This window comes from Sulfurospirillum halorespirans DSM 13726 (assembly GCF_001723605.1).
Taxonomy (GTDB): domain Bacteria; phylum Campylobacterota; class Campylobacteria; order Campylobacterales; family Sulfurospirillaceae; genus Sulfurospirillum; species Sulfurospirillum halorespirans.
In genome coordinates this window covers 26,826-43,287 of record NZ_CP017111.1, presented here as the reverse complement: position 1 = coordinate 43,287, position 16,462 = coordinate 26,826, and the positions used below count along the sequence as shown (strand labels likewise).

At 39.3% G+C, this 16,462-nt stretch carries 15 protein-coding genes and 1 tRNA gene; 11 read left to right on the top strand and 5 right to left on the bottom strand.

Annotation, left to right across the window (positions count from 1 at the left end; all coding sequences use genetic code 11):
* Positions 1–34: 34 nt before the first annotated feature.
* Positions 35–469, bottom strand: a complete 435-nt coding sequence (locus SHALO_RS00200) for a GNAT family N-acetyltransferase (protein ID WP_069476851.1) — start codon at positions 467–469, stop codon at positions 35–37.
* Positions 466–1,032: a TetR/AcrR family transcriptional regulator gene (locus tag SHALO_RS00195; RefSeq protein WP_069476850.1), complete on the bottom strand. Its 567-nt coding sequence runs from the start codon at positions 1,030–1,032 to the stop codon at positions 466–468. The genes SHALO_RS00200 and SHALO_RS00195 overlap by 4 nt, the downstream gene beginning before the upstream one ends.
* 107 nt (positions 1,033–1,139) lie before the next feature.
* Between SHALO_RS00195 and SHALO_RS00190 the strand changes: the two genes are divergently transcribed.
* The 7 genes from SHALO_RS00190 (at position 1,140) to SHALO_RS00160 (ending at position 8,840) form a co-directional block, all read left to right on the top strand.
* Positions 1,140–1,697, top strand: coding sequence for a cysteine hydrolase family protein (locus SHALO_RS00190; RefSeq protein WP_069476849.1), 558 nt, complete (start codon positions 1,140–1,142; stop codon positions 1,695–1,697).
* A gap of 3 nt (positions 1,698–1,700) precedes the next feature.
* The gene (locus tag SHALO_RS00185; protein ID WP_069476848.1) at positions 1,701–2,633 is read left to right on the top strand and encodes a D-2-hydroxyacid dehydrogenase; all 933 of its coding nucleotides are present in this window, start codon (positions 1,701–1,703) and stop codon (positions 2,631–2,633) included.
* Between the two features lie 6 nt (positions 2,634–2,639).
* A complete protein-coding gene (locus tag SHALO_RS00180) occupies positions 2,640–3,179 on the top strand; it encodes a carboxymuconolactone decarboxylase family protein (protein WP_238585260.1) in 540 nt (179 codons plus the stop codon).
* A gap of 195 nt (positions 3,180–3,374) precedes the next feature.
* Positions 3,375–4,034: a thiol:disulfide interchange protein DsbA/DsbL gene (locus tag SHALO_RS00175; protein WP_069476846.1), complete on the top strand. Its 660-nt coding sequence runs from the start codon at positions 3,375–3,377 to the stop codon at positions 4,032–4,034.
* A gap of 10 nt (positions 4,035–4,044) precedes the next feature.
* Positions 4,045–4,707 (top strand): protein-disulfide oxidoreductase DsbI, encoded by a 663-nt coding sequence (dsbI, locus tag SHALO_RS00170; protein ID WP_069476845.1) that lies wholly within the window; start codon positions 4,045–4,047, stop codon positions 4,705–4,707.
* Between the two features lie 163 nt (positions 4,708–4,870).
* The gene (locus tag SHALO_RS00165; protein ID WP_069476844.1) at positions 4,871–6,739 is read left to right on the top strand and encodes a methyl-accepting chemotaxis protein; all 1,869 of its coding nucleotides are present in this window, start codon (positions 4,871–4,873) and stop codon (positions 6,737–6,739) included.
* Positions 6,740–7,016: 277 nt separating this feature from the next.
* Entirely contained in the window at positions 7,017–8,840 is a 1,824-nt protein-coding gene (locus tag SHALO_RS00160; protein WP_069476843.1) for an aryl-sulfate sulfotransferase, read from the top strand.
* Positions 8,841–8,911: 71 nt separating this feature from the next.
* On the opposite strand, the gene SHALO_RS00155 is transcribed toward SHALO_RS00160, so the two are convergent.
* The 3 genes from SHALO_RS00155 to SHALO_RS00145 form a co-directional block, all read right to left on the bottom strand.
* Positions 8,912–9,604, bottom strand: a complete 693-nt coding sequence (locus SHALO_RS00155; protein WP_069476842.1) for a response regulator transcription factor — start codon at positions 9,602–9,604, stop codon at positions 8,912–8,914.
* Positions 9,604–11,325 carry a sensor histidine kinase gene (locus SHALO_RS00150; RefSeq protein WP_069476841.1) on the bottom strand — a complete coding sequence of 574 codons (1,722 nt, stop codon included), beginning with the start codon at positions 11,323–11,325 and terminating at the stop codon, positions 9,604–9,606. The genes SHALO_RS00155 and SHALO_RS00150 overlap by 1 nt, the downstream gene beginning before the upstream one ends.
* Before the next feature lie 93 nt (positions 11,326–11,418).
* The gene (locus tag SHALO_RS00145; protein WP_069476840.1) at positions 11,419–12,762 is read right to left on the bottom strand and encodes an OprD family outer membrane porin; all 1,344 of its coding nucleotides are present in this window, start codon (positions 12,760–12,762) and stop codon (positions 11,419–11,421) included.
* A gap of 212 nt (positions 12,763–12,974) precedes the next feature.
* Here SHALO_RS00145 and SHALO_RS00140 point away from each other — a divergent pair, with 212 nt between their 5' ends.
* From SHALO_RS00140 to SHALO_RS00125, 4 genes are all read left to right on the top strand, one after another.
* Positions 12,975–14,561 (top strand): aspartate:alanine exchanger family transporter, encoded by a 1,587-nt coding sequence (locus SHALO_RS00140; RefSeq protein ID WP_069476839.1) that lies wholly within the window; start codon positions 12,975–12,977, stop codon positions 14,559–14,561.
* 1 nt (position 14,562) lies between these two features.
* Positions 14,563–15,039, top strand: a complete 477-nt coding sequence (gene cheQ / locus SHALO_RS00135; RefSeq protein WP_069476838.1) for a cheVAW transcriptional regulator CheQ — start codon at positions 14,563–14,565, stop codon at positions 15,037–15,039.
* Positions 15,040–15,102: 63 nt separating this feature from the next.
* The gene (locus SHALO_RS15580; RefSeq protein WP_069476837.1) at positions 15,103–16,179 is read left to right on the top strand and encodes a methyl-accepting chemotaxis protein; all 1,077 of its coding nucleotides are present in this window, start codon (positions 15,103–15,105) and stop codon (positions 16,177–16,179) included.
* 82 nt (positions 16,180–16,261) lie between these two features.
* Positions 16,262–16,349, top strand: a tRNA-Ser gene (locus SHALO_RS00125).
* Positions 16,350–16,462: the final 113 nt, after the last annotated feature.

Below are 16,462 nucleotides of genomic sequence, written 5' to 3'. Positions count from 1 at the left end.
CGGAGAGATAAAACTACTCCGATATTGCTAAGTTTTACACTATATACTTTTTAAATCCCCTAAATCCGTCAGTATCATACCCCTGCGACTTGTAAAACCCATGAGCATCTACTCTACTCGCTGAAGATACTAGCATTATGTAATGAGAATGAGCTTTCGACGCCTCACTTTCCAAAGCACTTACAAGTGCCTTTCCAACGCCTTTGCCCCTTGCATGCTCAGCAACGACAACATTTTCTATAACCATGAAAGGTTGGCATTCTCCCACTAGGTCAAAGCAAATAATTCCCATAGCTGAACCAACTAAATCACCGTCTATTTTTGCGCCCAATACACTATAATTTGGATTTGCCATTATGACGTCCAAACTTGAAGACATTTTGTCAAGATTGCTTTTTATTCCTATAAACTCCATAAAAAGCGTTGATAGTTGTGGTAAATCATTTTTTGTAATTTTCGCTATTTTCATCTCTTCCCCTCAATATGCTCAATCAACTCTTCAATCACATCAACATAATCCTGAGCATTTCCACTCGCTTTGGCTGCTAAAATAGCGCCTTCAATGGTCGAAGTGATAAAAAGGGCGAGCTTGGTTGTATCGCACGTTTTCATCTCGTTTACTTCAATCGCTTTGTCTAAAATGGCTTTAATGTTGGCGCGAAAAGCTCCGTAGATGGACTTCATGAGTGTGTTGAAATCTTCGTCGATGTTGGACATCTCTTGGACGATGTTGGCGATGGGGCATCCGCGTTTGAAGTCTCGCACAGAGGTGTCGCGTAGGCGTGTGTAAAACTCTTCTAAAAAGCCGTTGGTGTAGGTTTCGACGTAACGGTATTTTTCGGCATTTCTTTGAAGGATTGTCTCTTCGATGGAGGCGAGTGCCATCTCTTTTTTATTGGCAAAAAAGTGGTACATGGAGCCTTTGTGCACGCCTGCTTTGGCTAAGATGTCGGAGAGCGATGCACCTTGATAGCCATGTGAAAAGACCTCGTCAAATGTTGCGTTTATAAGCTTGTCGCGTGTCGTTTTCATAATTCTTCCTTTATATTCTAGGCAAATTATAACATAGTTTTACGCCCCTTGACTGTTTGGTCAATTTTTGTTAAAATGGCACTTGACCAAACAGTCAAGGGGGTTTTATGAAACGAGCGCTTATCGTTGTAGATGTCCAAAATGAGTATTTTGAAGGTGGCACATTGCCCATTAGCTACCCGCCCAATAGTTTTGAGAGAATCAAAACCGCCATTGCTGAAGCGCAAAAAGCGGGGATTTTTATCGTTTTTATGCAACACACAAGTCTTCAAGAAAATGCGGGGGCATTTGTACGAAAAAGCCATCTGTGGGAATTTCACGATGAGATCAAAGCCATTAAACCCGACCTTTACATCGAAAAAAACCATGCGAGCTCTTTTGTGGGAACGGACTTAAACTACAGGCTTAGAGCTCTTGGTATTGACACGGTTTCCATCATCGGATACATGACGCAAAACTGCTGCGATGCCACGGCAAGGGATGCTTCACAGCTTGGATATAATGTTGAATTTCTCAGCGATGCCAATGGCACACTGGATTTTGAGAACAATGCAGGAAGCGTGAGTGCAGAAGCGTTACACCGAGCCTTTTTAGTCGCTCAGGCGTTTGGATTTAGTCGCGTTTTAACGCTAAACGAATGGATACCATTACTTAAAAAGGATTAATGTATGAAAATCGTTTTTTTAGATGCCCAAACGATGGGAAAAGATATTGACCTAAGCCTCTTTAAATCCTTTGGGGAGTTTCACACTTACGAAACCACGTCACCCGAAGAGTGTGTTGCGCATATCGCCGATGCGAACATCGTTTTGAGTAATAAAGTACTTATCGATGCCGCGACGATGGATGCGTGCCTCAAGCTTCAGCTCATTTGCGTCACGGCAACGGGAACGAACAATGTTGATTTGGTGCATGCAGGCGAAAAGGGCATCGTGGTTAAAAATGTGGCAGGCTACTCCACTGCGTCCGTAGCGCAAACGACGATCATGCTAGCACTTAGCCTTATCGGTCGTTGCGGTTATTACGACGCATTTGTTAAAAAAGGTGGCTGGGTTGAAGCACCGACATTTACGCATATCGAGCGTCCATTTTGGGAACTTAAAGGCAAACGTTGGGGAATTATCGGGCTTGGAACGATTGGTAAAGAGGTGGCGAAGATTGCGACGGCATTTGGATCGGAGGTTGTTTACTTCTCCACCAGTGGCGCCAACAATGATGCGCTCTTACAACGACTTAGCTTAGAAGAGATGCTTCAAACCTGCGCGGTTATCAGTATTCACGCACCACTCAATGCTCAAACCAAAGGGCTTATCGATATGAACGCCCTCGCCATGATAAGCGAGGGTTCCGTGCTTGTCAATGTCGGACGCGGCGGCATCATCGATGAGGTAGCCCTTGCAAAAATCATCGATGAAAAAGAGCTTTACGTAGGACTTGATGTCCTTGAAACTGAGCCGATGCAAAAGGATCATCCGCTTTTACATGTAAAGCATCCTGAGCGTCTGATTATGACGCCGCATATCGCATGGTCAAGCGTTGAAGCACGCACGGCTCTTATGAATTTGGTTGCACAAAACATTCAAAATTTTCTAAATCACTAAGGAGACATGATGCCATTAATTACTACCGTCAAACCCGAAAACGCCACAGGTGAGCTCGCCGAGCTTTATGGAAAAATAGAAGCGATGCGAGGACGCGTAAGCAATTCAGCGCAAATCTTTAGTGCAAGTCCAGAGCTCATCAAACAGCAAATGAGTTTCATCGAATACTACATGGTCAAACAAAAAGCCCTCTCGATGCCGCTTTTAGCAAGCATTCGTATGCTGATTTCCGATAAAAACAGCTGTAGCTATTGTGTCGATTTTAACGCTTCAATTCTCATCAATATGCTGGGCTGGAGTCCCAAAGAGGTCGAAGCGATGCGTGCCAATCCAAGCGATGCCAAATTGGATGCCAAAGAAAAAGCGATGCTACTGTTTGTTCTCAAAGCGGTACGTACACCACACAACGTTGAAGCCAAAGATGTTCAAGCTTTGCGTGATCTTGGCTATACCGATGGCGAAATTTTGGATGCGACCAACCACGGTGCGCGCATGTCTGCCATTGACATCATCTTTGATGCGTTTAAAATCGAGAAAGATTTTTAATTTTTAGCGATTCTTCTTAAGAGCCTTAGGTATTAAAATACAGGGCTCTTCTTCTCTTTTTGCCTTTACATGTAACGATGCAAACTCATTTTAAAAAATAAACTTTCTATTTAAGTAAAATTTAATATGTACGTGATACCTATGTTAGTTCACTCCTTTATAATGGTTTCAAATTTAAAGTTTAAAGGAGTTACCATGGGTTTCAAATTACCAAGATCACTTGCAAAAGGTTTAGCGTTAAGTCTGCTCGTTGCTACAGCTTGTTTTGGTTTCACAGAAGGTACAGATTATGTGAAGCTTGAAAAGCCGATTGCAAATGCAGATAAAACACTCATCAAAGTCTTTAGTTATGATTGTCCATTCTGCTACAAATACGACAAAGCCGTTACACCTGTGATCGTTCCAAAACTACCAGAAGGTGTCACATTTAGACCATTTCACCTCAAAACAAAAGGCAAATATGGTGAAACTGCTAGCCAACTTTTTGCAACATTATTAGTAAAAGATCAAGACAACGGACTCAAATCTGCTTTTGATGAAAAATCACAATTCAAAAAAGCAAAAATGGCATACTACAATGCATACCATGATAAAAAAGAGCATTGGGATGCAGGTGCCGAGAGCTTCTTGGAGACAGGACTTAAAGCGAGTGGTTTAAGCAAAGCCGAGTTTGATACTGCTAAAGAAGATCCACGAGTGAAAGCACTTCTTGCAGAGTGGGAACAAAGCTACGAAGTCGCCAAAATCCAAGGTGTTCCTGCCTTTGTTGTCAACGGAAAATATTTGATTAAAACAGCATCTATCACATCACCTGACAATATGGTAGAGCTTATTAAAGAGCTTCTTACCAAATAAGGGATACACCATGAATTTTTTTAAAAGCATGTGGCAGGAGTTCAAATCCTGCCCAATGGGTACGGTTGCAAAATGGCAAGATGAGCGTTTTTTATGGCTCGTTATGGCAGGAGCTAGTATCTTTTTAATCTTAGTTGCGCATACACTGTTTCAACACTATGTCTATATGAAACCATGTGAACAGTGCGTTTACATTCGTTTTGCCTTTTTATGTATGGCAATTGGTGGGTTAGTTACAGCCATTGATCCTAAAAATATTGCCTTAAAAATTATTGGCTATGTCTTTGGATTTTGGGGGATTATTCAAGGTATTATGTATAGCACAAAGCTTAATGCCATTCACCATGCCGCGCACAGCGATAATCCCTTTGGTGTTCAAGGCTGCTCAGCGGAGCCTCGTTTTCCTTTTGGTCTTCCTATGGACACATGGGCACCCGATTGGTTTAAACCCACAGGCGATTGTGGATTTGATAGCCCGATTGTTCCAGATGGCGTTGAACTCAGTGTTTTACAACAATTCCTTGTTGATTTTTATGCGGATGGTTGGTACCTTTTCCCAGCATCTCATTCGGTCAATATGGCCCAAGCGTGCCTCTTTGCCTACATCGTTTGCTTTATTCTACTTGGCGCTATGGGTGCGAGTTGGATTGTCAAACTGATTAAAGCTAAATAAACCTCGATCATACTCCTCTTAGCTCAAACCAAATGTCTATTTTGTTTGAGCTAACTTCTAAAATAAAGTTAATATTAAGATTCATGCAAGAGTGCCGTAAGAACCTCGATCTATAATTTTTGCACTTATGAGAATTTCAATGTAATTATTAGGAAGGTTCGCCATGAAGCTACAACAAAAAATCACTCTATACGCCTTAATTGGCATTACACTAGGATTTAGTGTATTTTCTTTTATCAATTATAAGATGATGAAAGATGCGACAACTGCTGCCATTCATGCAAAGCTTAATGTTGAAGCATTAACGATAAAAATGAATATTGACGAGTGGTTCAACAATAAAATGAACATTACAATCGCCTTAGGCAACGCTCTAAAAGATATGAGCCAATTACCTACTGAAGAGGTTCTCAAATATCTTAATTTAGCAAAAGAAGGGGCTAAAAGTGATGTTACATTAGCCTATTTTGTTGGAAAAGCTCCAATCAATAGCTCTGGTTCAACGCAATTAACTGAAAAAATGTTTCGAGAAAGATCGGCATTTAATTCTGCAAAAGAACATCAATTTAAACCTGCATATTCAGATATTTTTGAAAATCCACGTACAAAAGACCCATTTATCGCGCTAACTGCACCAATCCAAGATGAAAGCCTTGTCGTATTATCTCTGCCCATAGAGGAAGCCATTCGCAAAGTTTCTTCTATAACCTATGATGGAGGGTATGCCATTTTGCTTAAAGCAGATGGAACCGTCATCTACCATCCTGAAAAAGCGCTCATCAACACCGTTCTTCAAGAAAAAAATCCCAATCTTGCACCTATTATCACTCAAAAATCGGGCTTTTTGCAATATCATAAAGGAGATAATGCAAAACTTATGTTCTTCAATACGATCGAGCAAACAGGCTGGAAGATTGTTATGGCCATTGATGAAGATACCGCTTATGCTGATCTCAACCATCGAGCAAGCATTCTTATTTACATCACTATTGGCTTTTTTATCATCGCTATCTTTGTTCTCTACGCTTTTCTAGGACACCAGCTCAAACCTCTGCAAAAGCTTGATCTGATGGTACAAGATTTGGGTCATGGCACGGGGGATTTGACACAGCGTCTTCAAGTGACCCGTCAAGATGAGCTGGGCAACATTGCCAACAATATCAATCTTTTTATCGAAAAAATTCAAAATTTACTGCTTCAAGCCAAACATACCAGTGCTGAAAATGCTTCCATTGCAGCCGAGCTTTCATCGACATCATTGGAAGTGGGCAAACGCTCGGAGGAGCAGAGTATGTCTGTGAATGAAACACGCGTTTCTGGCGAAAAAGTACTTCAAAATATCACCGCTTCTGTCGAAAAAGTGAATGATAACAATCAGCAATTGGTAAAAGTCGATAGCAATCTTGCCACCATTACCAAGGACATGATCTCTCTCAATCAAAAACTCATGGAAACATCCGATAAAGAGTCTAGGCTTGCAGAGAAACTGAGCTTTACCAGCAAAAACACCAATGAGATTAAAAATATTTTAGATATTATCAGCGATATTGCCGATCAAACCAGTCTTCTCTCCTTAAATGCTGCCATTGAAGCAGCAAGAGCAGGTGAGTATGGACGTGGTTTTGCTGTTGTTGCAGATGAGGTGAGGAAACTAGCAGATAGCACACAAAGATCTCTCTCTGAGATTAATTCTACCATCAATCTTGTAGTACAATCCATCATGGATGCAAGCACCGATCTAGACACTGTTGCACAAGAGATATGTCATCTCTCATCTGCTTCTTCAGCGCTTGAAAAAATGGTTAACAATAACGCCGTTATTATGCAATCAACGATTCAATCGAGCCATAAAGGAGTCGATGAGTACCATCATATTTTTGAAAGCATTAGTTTTATGATTCAAAAAATTCAAGAGATCGATACCCTTACACGCTCTAACGCTCGTAGTGTCGAAGAGGTTGCAACTTCCAGCCAACATCTAGAGCAGATGACTTTACGCCTTGATAACGAGCTCAATCGCTTCAAAATCTAATCCATTAATACCAACCCTGCCCACTACTTGACTCTCTATCAACGGTATTGGGCATCTTAGAGAGTCGTTAGTGACATCAATGCCCCGATGTCATCTTTATCTCCTGTTTTGGACACGCTAGCTAGCCCCTTAGCGTGTCTTCTTAATCTTACATGTAACCCTTTTTCAGTCAATCTTAATCTTAGAGTTATGCCCTCGTTAGTCCTCTGATTTATACTTACACTAAGTTCTTTAAACTAGATAATAATTTAAAGAAAAATTTCAAAAAGGAGATTTTATGAAAATTGGAAAGATGTTATCTTCTGCTTTAGTGGCAGGATTAATCTTGAGTGTCACTCCATCGATTATTCTAGCAGCAGGAGGGGCTAGTGGACCTACTACCTATAAAAGTGTAGGTCAAATAGGTGCTGTTCAAATGGATCCTTATGGTGTTGCCCCGTTGACTGCGTTAATTAGAAGTGCTGGCTTCTCGTTAACAGATGTGACGGTAACAGTCAAAGGTAAAGGGGATTCTGGTATTCCTATTACATATCAGGTTGCCAATACTAAGATTTTACAAAATGGTGGTATTCCTGTATGGGGTCTTTATCCAGACTATCAAAATAGTGTTGAAGTCTCTTATAAAAAATCTCAAGCAGGTTCTACACCTCAAGATGTGAAAGAGACCTATACAATTTATGCGCCTCCCATTACGGTCTATGGTTCTGGAACTGGTCAAAAAACAACATTACCAAAGGCGGTTGTTGTCAAGCCAGCGGATAAAAGTGTAAAAGATAAATTGTACCTTATGAACCACTTAGTTTCTGGGTTGCCAAATTCTTCTCAAGTTGTATGGAATAATCCTGTTGGTGGCGCATTGGAATGGGATTATGAGTCCTATGTGTGGATCGTTGATACCAATGGTGATATAAGATGGTATTTGAATGTTGATAAGTTTAGAGACCCGAATGATATTCGTAAAAAAGGTAATTTAATGGGCTTTGACCAAACCAAAGATGGTTCATTACTTTGGGGATCTAGCCAAGCTTATTATAAATATGACCTTATGGGAAGAGAAATTTTCAATCGACAATTGCCTAACAGCTACATTGACTTTAGCCACCATATGGAAGAGACTGCAAAAGGTCATTATTTAATGCGCGTTGCATCTGCAGATTATAAACGTAAAGATGGTAAAGATGTTAGAACAGTGCGTGATATTATTTTGGAAACAGATAAAGAAGGTAATGTTGTAGATGAATGGAAGTTATTCGAAATTCTTGATCCTTACCGAGACAACAATCTTTTAGCCATGGATCAGGGTGCGGTATGTCTGAATATAGACGCATCACAAGCAGGTCATACGGCTAATAAAGAAGATATGGAAGGACCAAATGCACCTTGGGGTGATGTTACAGGCGTTGGTGCAGGGCGCAACTGGGCACATGTTAACTCTGTTAATTATGATGAAACCGATGATTCCATCATTATTTCCACACGAAATCAATCCGCAGTTGTAAAAATTGGTCGTGATAAAAAAGTTAAATGGATTATTGCAAGTCCTGAAGGTTGGAATAAAGATCTTTCTTCAAAAGTTTTAGTGCCAGTAGATTTAAAAGGCAACAAAATTAAGTGTGAGAGCAGTAAGTGTGAGGGTACATTTGACTGGTCATGGACACAGCACACAGCTTATAAAATCAATGAAAAATCAAAACCTGGGAAAGTGCATGTCAGTGTATTTGATAATGGCGATTCCCGTGGTATGGAACAGCCTGCGATGCCATCTATGAAATATTCTCGTGCTGTTGAATATGTTGTTGATGAAAAAAACATGACCGTACAACAAGTCTGGGAGTTTGGTAAAGAGAGAGGTTTTGAATGGTATAGTCCAATTACTTCAGTCGTTGAATATCAACCTAAAACCGATTCAATGATGGTATATTCTGCAACAGCTGGACTTGGCGATCTTCAAGCTTTCCGTTCAGGTAAAGGTAGTGTTATCCCATATTTACACGAATTCAAATATGGAACGAAAGACGAATTATTTGAAATGAAATTTGTGGATAGTAAAAGTATTGGCTATAGAGCATTAAGTATCGATATACAATCTGCTTTTAAATAACAAGAAAAGGTGGTACAACGTACCACCTTTTCTCCTCCAAAACGATCTCTAAAATCTTTACATGTAAGCCATCAATCACTGAGCCATGGTTTTAAGATATAGCCCATATTAACGCTATTTTCAATTAAAATTTTGCCTAACTGCTGTTTGATTCTCAAGATAGAAACGTGCAAAACACTTTTGTTGATCGACTCACCGGCGTAAACATAGTCCTCAAACATCTCGTAGGTGACCAATCGTTCTTGGTTATAACAGAGTAACCAAAAAATCTTGTGGTGTTTTTGCGAAAGAAAAATAGGCTCCCCATTTTTGAGTATCAACTCTTTGCGATAATCAACGGTTATCTCAGAACTTAATGATTTAAGCGACTGCGTTACTTTAGATGAACTCATTAAAAGAGCGGTTTGAAGCTCTTTAATATCGATAGGTTTACGCAAAAAACTACACGCACCTTCGTGCATGCTGTGAATGATATTTTGATCTGTATCGAATGATGTCATGACAATGAAAAGTTGGCTTGGTTTGAGAGCTAAAATCTCCTTCATCATCTCAAAGCCATTGAGTCCTGGCAAGTGAATATCGGTCACGATCAGATCAATACGGTGCTCTTTAAAGAGCTCCAACCCTTCAAGTCCATCGCATGCTTCGTAAAATGATTCACAGTAGGGTTTAAGGGCTTGTTTGATCATCATGCGAGCAATTTCATCATCTTCGACAACCAAAACCGAAAAGGTACCCAGAAGATTCAAGGTGGCTTGATGCATTATGACTCCTTATAAGACAAAGACTGCGCCAATGTCAGTCGAAAAATGGTGGGGGCAAAACGGTTGTGGAGCACGAGATCACCCATGAGTTTTTCACGGGCTAGTTTTTTGGCAAAATAGAGCCCAATGCCTGAGCCTTCGTATTTTTTTGAACTTTTAAATTCTGAAAAGAGGGTACTGTTCATCTCTTTAGAAACACCACATCCCCAATCAGAAATGTCTATTGTCACACGACCAAACTCTTCAAAAACGCTCAGGTGGATTTTTTGTACGATCTCTTTTTTAGGAAAATTTTTGGCTTCAAGCATCAGTGCATCTCTGGCATTTTGAATTAAAACCAATAAAATTTGCTGTATGTAATTCTCGATTGATTCAACTTCAATAGATGCTATCTCTTTTGCATTGACTTCAACAACAATGTTGTGGCGTGAAAGATCAACATGCTTTACATGTAAAACACTTTGAATGCAATCAAACAGCTTAAAATGCGTTATCTCTTCACTACAACGGTAAAAATTACGAAAGATGCCAATGGTCTTGTCCATCAGTGTAATCGACTTCTGGCACAGCTTAAGATTCTCCTCAAGGGTCTGTTTGTCTAAAAGCTCACGCTCTGACATATCCAGCGTATTGCTCACGACCAACGCCGTTGCATTAAGCGGTTGTTTAAGCTGATGATTGATACCCGATATAAGCTTTCCAATCTCCGAAATGCGTGAACGATGACTTAACATATATTCATACTCTTTTTGTTTTTGTTCGACTCGTTTTCGTAAAAAGGTATGAGCAGTATTAATAATGAGTAAAAGTAAAAGAAAACATAAAAACAAGAAAATAGCATGGCTAGTCACTTTTTGTGCACTTTCTTGCATAATATCTTCTTTACTCATACCGACACCAATATACCAATCAAAATTATGTAATTTTGTTAATGTCAAAACATCGTTTTCCATAACAATTTTTTTTTGAATAAATTTAAAATCACTTTTCATATTTAAGCGAATAATCTCTTCAAGCTCTTTTTGAAAGTCAGGCTTATTGATTCCTGCTAAGATTTTCCCTTCAGTATTGTTAACAAAATAATATGCGTTTTGGGGAAAATCAAGTTGATTAATTCTGTCAAATAAAGAATCCGTTTTCAAAATGCCACATACAACACCTTTAAATTGTTCATTTTTTTGAATGGGAGTACAAATATTCATTGTCTCTTTTAACAAAGTAGCATGTTTGTCCATGATGGTAATGGTTGTTTGCATATTTTTTTTGGTATTAAGGTACCAAGGTGTTTCCATAGGATTTAATTGGCTTTCTTTATGTATGAAAATAGGATTTTCGTGGTAATCATTTGCTTTACGCGTATTTACATAAAAGTATTCGTCAGGAACCAAAACTTGAATAGCATCAAAATATTTATGTTGATTTAAAAGGACTTCTATAAAAGCAACTAATATCCGTTCATCTTCTAATACATCATCCATACTCAAATATTTTGCACTATTTTCCAAATTTTTAATGCGTGCTTCAAACCATGAAGAAATTGTGAAGTCAATCTCTTTTGTAATCAAAATGCGATTTTGAGTAGCAATAACTTTATGCTCTTCTCGAATATGATAAATACCATTCAGAAAAAGAATGATAAACACTGTTGTGAAAAGAATAATGATATGATAAATCTTATAATTTTCAATATTTTGCGTAAATTTTAATAAAAATTTTCTCATTTTAGAGGTCTTTAAATAAGATTTTCATAATTCTGCAACAGAATTATGAATGACTCCAACTTAAATTGGAGTCATTCATTCGACTAAAATCGATTAAAATTTATACTTTGTGTTAAACCATAACTCATCAGTATCTGTTTTTGTTACAACATTGGTTGCACTTGTTGCTTCTTTTTTAAGTGCAGCATAAATCATTTGAATAGATAAACCTTTAACCGCTGGTATATCATATGTTAAACCTGCAGCATAACCAGTGAAATCAGAATGGCTGTTTGCTTTAGTCTGAAGTCCACTTATACCTGTAGTAACAGAAGGCTTATCTTGAGAAACATCAATATATTGTAGCTCCCCTATTAGACCAGAAACACCTGCTTTCGCAAAATCATAATTTACCGTAAATTTATAAGCATTCATTCCTGAAGAAGAAGAATAGGCATATGGTCCTCTAATCCAAAGCGCCGTATAACTTGTCGGTCCGTTACCAAGTCCCATGATAACAGAATCATTGTCACTAACAGTTGAATATGCAACAGAAGTTCCAAAGCCATACATATCCAAAAGAGATAATCTTAATCCTAACATATTACCTTCAAAATTGTAACTGTCTAAATTAGAATCTGTTCTTGAGCCCCGGTAATTCACGTCAAAACCTAATTTCAGATTATTCATTGGAAGAAGATAATTTGCTTCTGTGTAATACATTGTTATATCATCTTTTTTAGTGCCCATATGAACATCATTAACTTGGACATACTGTGCAGTTAATGTTAAATTTTGAAGAGAAGTATTTGTCAAACCAACGCCATAGGCACCATCAAAAGCATAAGAAGCAGTTCCTGCGCCACCTAAAATAACTTTTTTCTCAAATGTTGGGGCACTTCCAAGATCTGTATTATCTGAGATGTAACTAGACCTTCCTTGAAATTTATCAACATAGTGAGCAAAAAGTGTTGTTTGAGGGATATCTTTATTAATAAGTGTTCCCCCTTCAAAAGATTCTGTATAAATACGTAACGGGTTCACTTTAATTAATGGCGTTGAAATCATCTGGCGTCCAATTTTTGCTGTTATGTTTTGAAGTGTATATTCAATATATGCTTCTGATAAAACAGCCCCCGCACCTGCTTCGTCTTTAAATTCAGTTTTTGCACCACTTTCAGCCCATGGCATTGAGTTGCCTTGGAATGTAGCACCTAACTTAAGTCCATAAAATGAGTCTGTCACATATTTAATTACAACAGCGGTATTGATAAGATTTTCATTATTGTGCGAAGATGTTCCGCCACTGACATCTTTGGTTCTATCCCAATACCACGCTTTGAGTTCGCCATTGACTTTACCATTTTTAAATGCATCTGCAAGTGTATCCGCCGCGTATACACTACCTGAAAAACCCAAAACCATTGCCGCTACTAAACTAAGCTTAGCGATTTGCATAATCTCCCCTTTTTTTGCTTGAGAGCAAATTTTATATTTAGTTTAAATATTAAATTTAAACTTATAGTTTCAATTATAAAGCGCTCAACTAACCAAAGGCTTACTGCAAACTTAATCTTAGTTGAAGCGAATAACCACGATGCTGCTTTTATTAAAAGTCACACCTCAAAAATAAGGTATAATTCGCCTAATTCTTTTAAGGCACTTTTTTTATGATTAATAACGAAATTTTCTACCTTTTTGCCATCATTTCCGTTGGCTATATCTTAGGTAATATTAAAATCAGAGGCTTCTCACTTGATGTGACCGCTATGCTCATCGTTGCGCTTATCGCAGGGCATTTTGGTATGGTTATCTCAGACGCGTTTCAGTATTTTGGACTGGCGATTTTTATCTATGCGGTCGGGCTTCAGTCCGGCCCTGGTTTTTTTGACACGATCAAAAACGAAGGTCTCAAGCTCAACGTGATTGCAACAGCACTTTTGCTCCTTCTTTTTGTGATTATTTTTGGGTTTGGTTACTTTTTTGACCTGCCAAAAACGATCATCGATGGTATTTTTACAGGTGCGCTCACCTCTGTCCCCGCCCTTGCAGCAGCACTTGAGATCAAACATACGCCTACGACTTCTGTTATCTTTGGTTTGGTTTATCCCTTTGGTATCGTAGCAACGGTATTGTTGATTCGCGTACTTCCTGTGCTCTTTCGTGTGGACATCGACAAAGAGATCGAGGCGTATGAAGCGGCGCAAAAAACCCGTTTTCCTGACATTTTGACCCGAAATTTTCGCATCACCAATGAAAATTTCAAAACGACTGAAATCAAAAAATCAAAAATCGAGAGTATGACCTCTACGGTGATTGAGCGTATGACACTGGATGGCACCATCATTGATCACACCAGTGATGATGTTTCTCTCCGTTTTGGCGATGTTATCAGGGTCGTAGGTACCGATGAGCAACTGGCAAGTTTGAGCATTATTTTAGGGGAAGAGATTGGCGAAGAGCATGAATTTCAGGACAATATGTCTGTTTTTAGGCTGTTAACCACCAACAAAGAGATCGTCGGTAAAAAAATTGGCATGATTAAAGAGCTCAAATTCCTTCGCGCCATCATTACAAAAGTCAGACGCGCGGGTATTGATATTCCTGCGTATCCTGATTTAACCTTACGACTGGGCGATAAACTCTATGTGGTTGCCCCTGAAATTTACACCGACAAGGTGATAAAACTGATCGGTAATGATCTTTTAAAATACCCTGCTGCGGACTTTTTGCCTATCTCACTTGGTGTTGTTTTTGGTATTTTACTCGGAAGCATTCCTCTTTATATCCCAGGTGTTGGGGCGATTAAGCTCAGCTTCGTGGGTGGCATTTTGATTACCGCGCTTGTTTTAGGGCGTCTTGGTCGCGTAGGGCCGATTGTGTGGAATCTTTCGCCACACTCAACCACGCTTTTAAAAACCCTTGGTCAGCTCATTTTTATCGCCACTCTTGGCACCAATGCTGGTAAATACCTTGTCGAATCGTTAGAAAATAACGGAATTTTACCGATCGTTATGGCGCTTGGTGCGTTGCTATTTTCCATGAGCTTGGTCGCCTTTACATGTAAAACGATTTTAAAGATGAACTTTATCGATATTTTGGGCGTTATCTCAGGTGCGATGACGTCGACACCCTCTTTAACGATGGCCAATAATATGACCAAAACCGACTACCCGTCCATCGCATATGCCGCCGTTTATCCGCTAGGATTGGTGCTTGTTATCGTCCTTGCGCAACTGGGTATGAAAATGATGTAACATGCAGATGAACATTCTTACGCATAACCATTGGCTGAACCATTATGTTTTAAACAAAGAGTTTAGCCTGCTTGCGGGGATCTCTTCCAATGCGTATCGTTACTGGAAAAATGGGGAAGCCGCTAAATTTGATGACGCACGCGTTGTTTTTTTACGCAAAGAGAGCATCCTTCCAAAATACAAAGAGATTGTGAAGCAGTGCACAAACCTCACAGGGATGGTGCAGTCCCAAGCCTTTTGCAAATACACAGGTCTCGCACCCTCACACCTCATAGAACACAACAACTCTTGCATCTACAAAGCCTTAGAGATCATCGATGTCTGCGATGTGAAACTCGTCAATCTCCAAAAATTTTACGATGATCTGGGGCTTAGCTACAACTACCACATTTACATCGAAAAGTGCAAATATTTTGGCCCTTCTCCTTTTGAAAGAAAGATCAATCTTTCTAATGGAATTTGTGTGGGGTATTATTAAAATACAACGCAAAAATCACGCTTCTTGGTTATAATCTTCGTCATATAAACCAAAGGAGACACGATGTTTGGCAGTAAGCGTATTTCAGAATTAGAGGGTGAAAACCAAGCACTCAAAGACGAACTTCAAAAAATTAAAACCCTTAATGAACAACTTCAAAATGTAAATCAACACATGGAGCAAAAAGCAAAAGAAACTTCAGCGGATCAAACCAAAGAGGAACTTCTGACGATTCTTCTTGCCAGCTACGAAGATGGTATGAATTTTTTACAAAATACCGTCGAAGAGAGCCTGACCATGCTCAACGAGATCAACACGCTGAACGATGCGTCCATGCAAGAAGGTCAAAATGTTGAAAACCAGACCAAAGAGATCTCTGCATCGCTCGAAAAAGTTCAAGAATTGACCCAAAAATTTACCCACGATGTCGAAAACCTCTCCAGCAGTGTTTCTGCCATCAGTGACATCATTAATCTCATTAAAGATATTTCCGATCAAACCAATCTTTTGGCGCTCAATGCTGCCATTGAAGCAGCAAGGGCGGGCGAACATGGACGTGGTTTTGCCGTTGTAGCCGATGAGGTACGAAAACTGGCTGAGCGTACTCAAAAAGCGACACTGGAGGTCGAATCTAACATTAGTGTTTTGAAACAAAATACCAACTCGATGGCAGATACCAGCGAAACCTTCCAAAGTGAATCCAAAGCTTCAATGAAAATATTGGACGATTTTTATGCTCAAATTAATACAATGCTCAAAAATTCGGTCAGCATTACCAACAAATGCGACAACGTCACCAATGAAATCTCCGTCAGCAATGGTAAAATTGACCACATCATGCTCAAACTCAAAGGCTACAACGCAGCCCTCGGTCGCAAAAATGTTAACATTCTAGGACACACCGCGTGCCGATTTGGAAAATGGTTCTCAAGCATTAGCCAAAGACTCAGCCAAACGGTTGTCAACGAAGTGAGTGAACATCACGTCAAAGTCCATGAAGGTCTTAAAAAAGCTGTTGATATTTTTAGTAACAATGGCAATTTGAATGAAGGTGTGCAGACATTCCGTGCCGTTGAAAATGCAAGTAAAGTCGGCTTTGAGAAACTCATCGAAGGCTTTAAAGCGATTCGTAAATCGTAAAAAAAGGATTAATGACTTTACATGTAAAGCCATTAATCCTCAAATAAGCACAAAATCGTTATACTTCCAGTCCTATCAAAATGGGCAGATGGGAGAGTGGTTTAATCCAGTCGCCTGGAACGCGGCCGTGGGGCAACTCACCGGGGGTTCGAATCCCCCTCTGCCCGCCAGAAACTTCACAAACTACCTTAAATTCGACATTTGAACAATTTAAAAACTTACAAAAACAAAACTGTCCAACTTTTTGTCCAACTTCAAAAAAAGAAAAATACTTATATAAAAG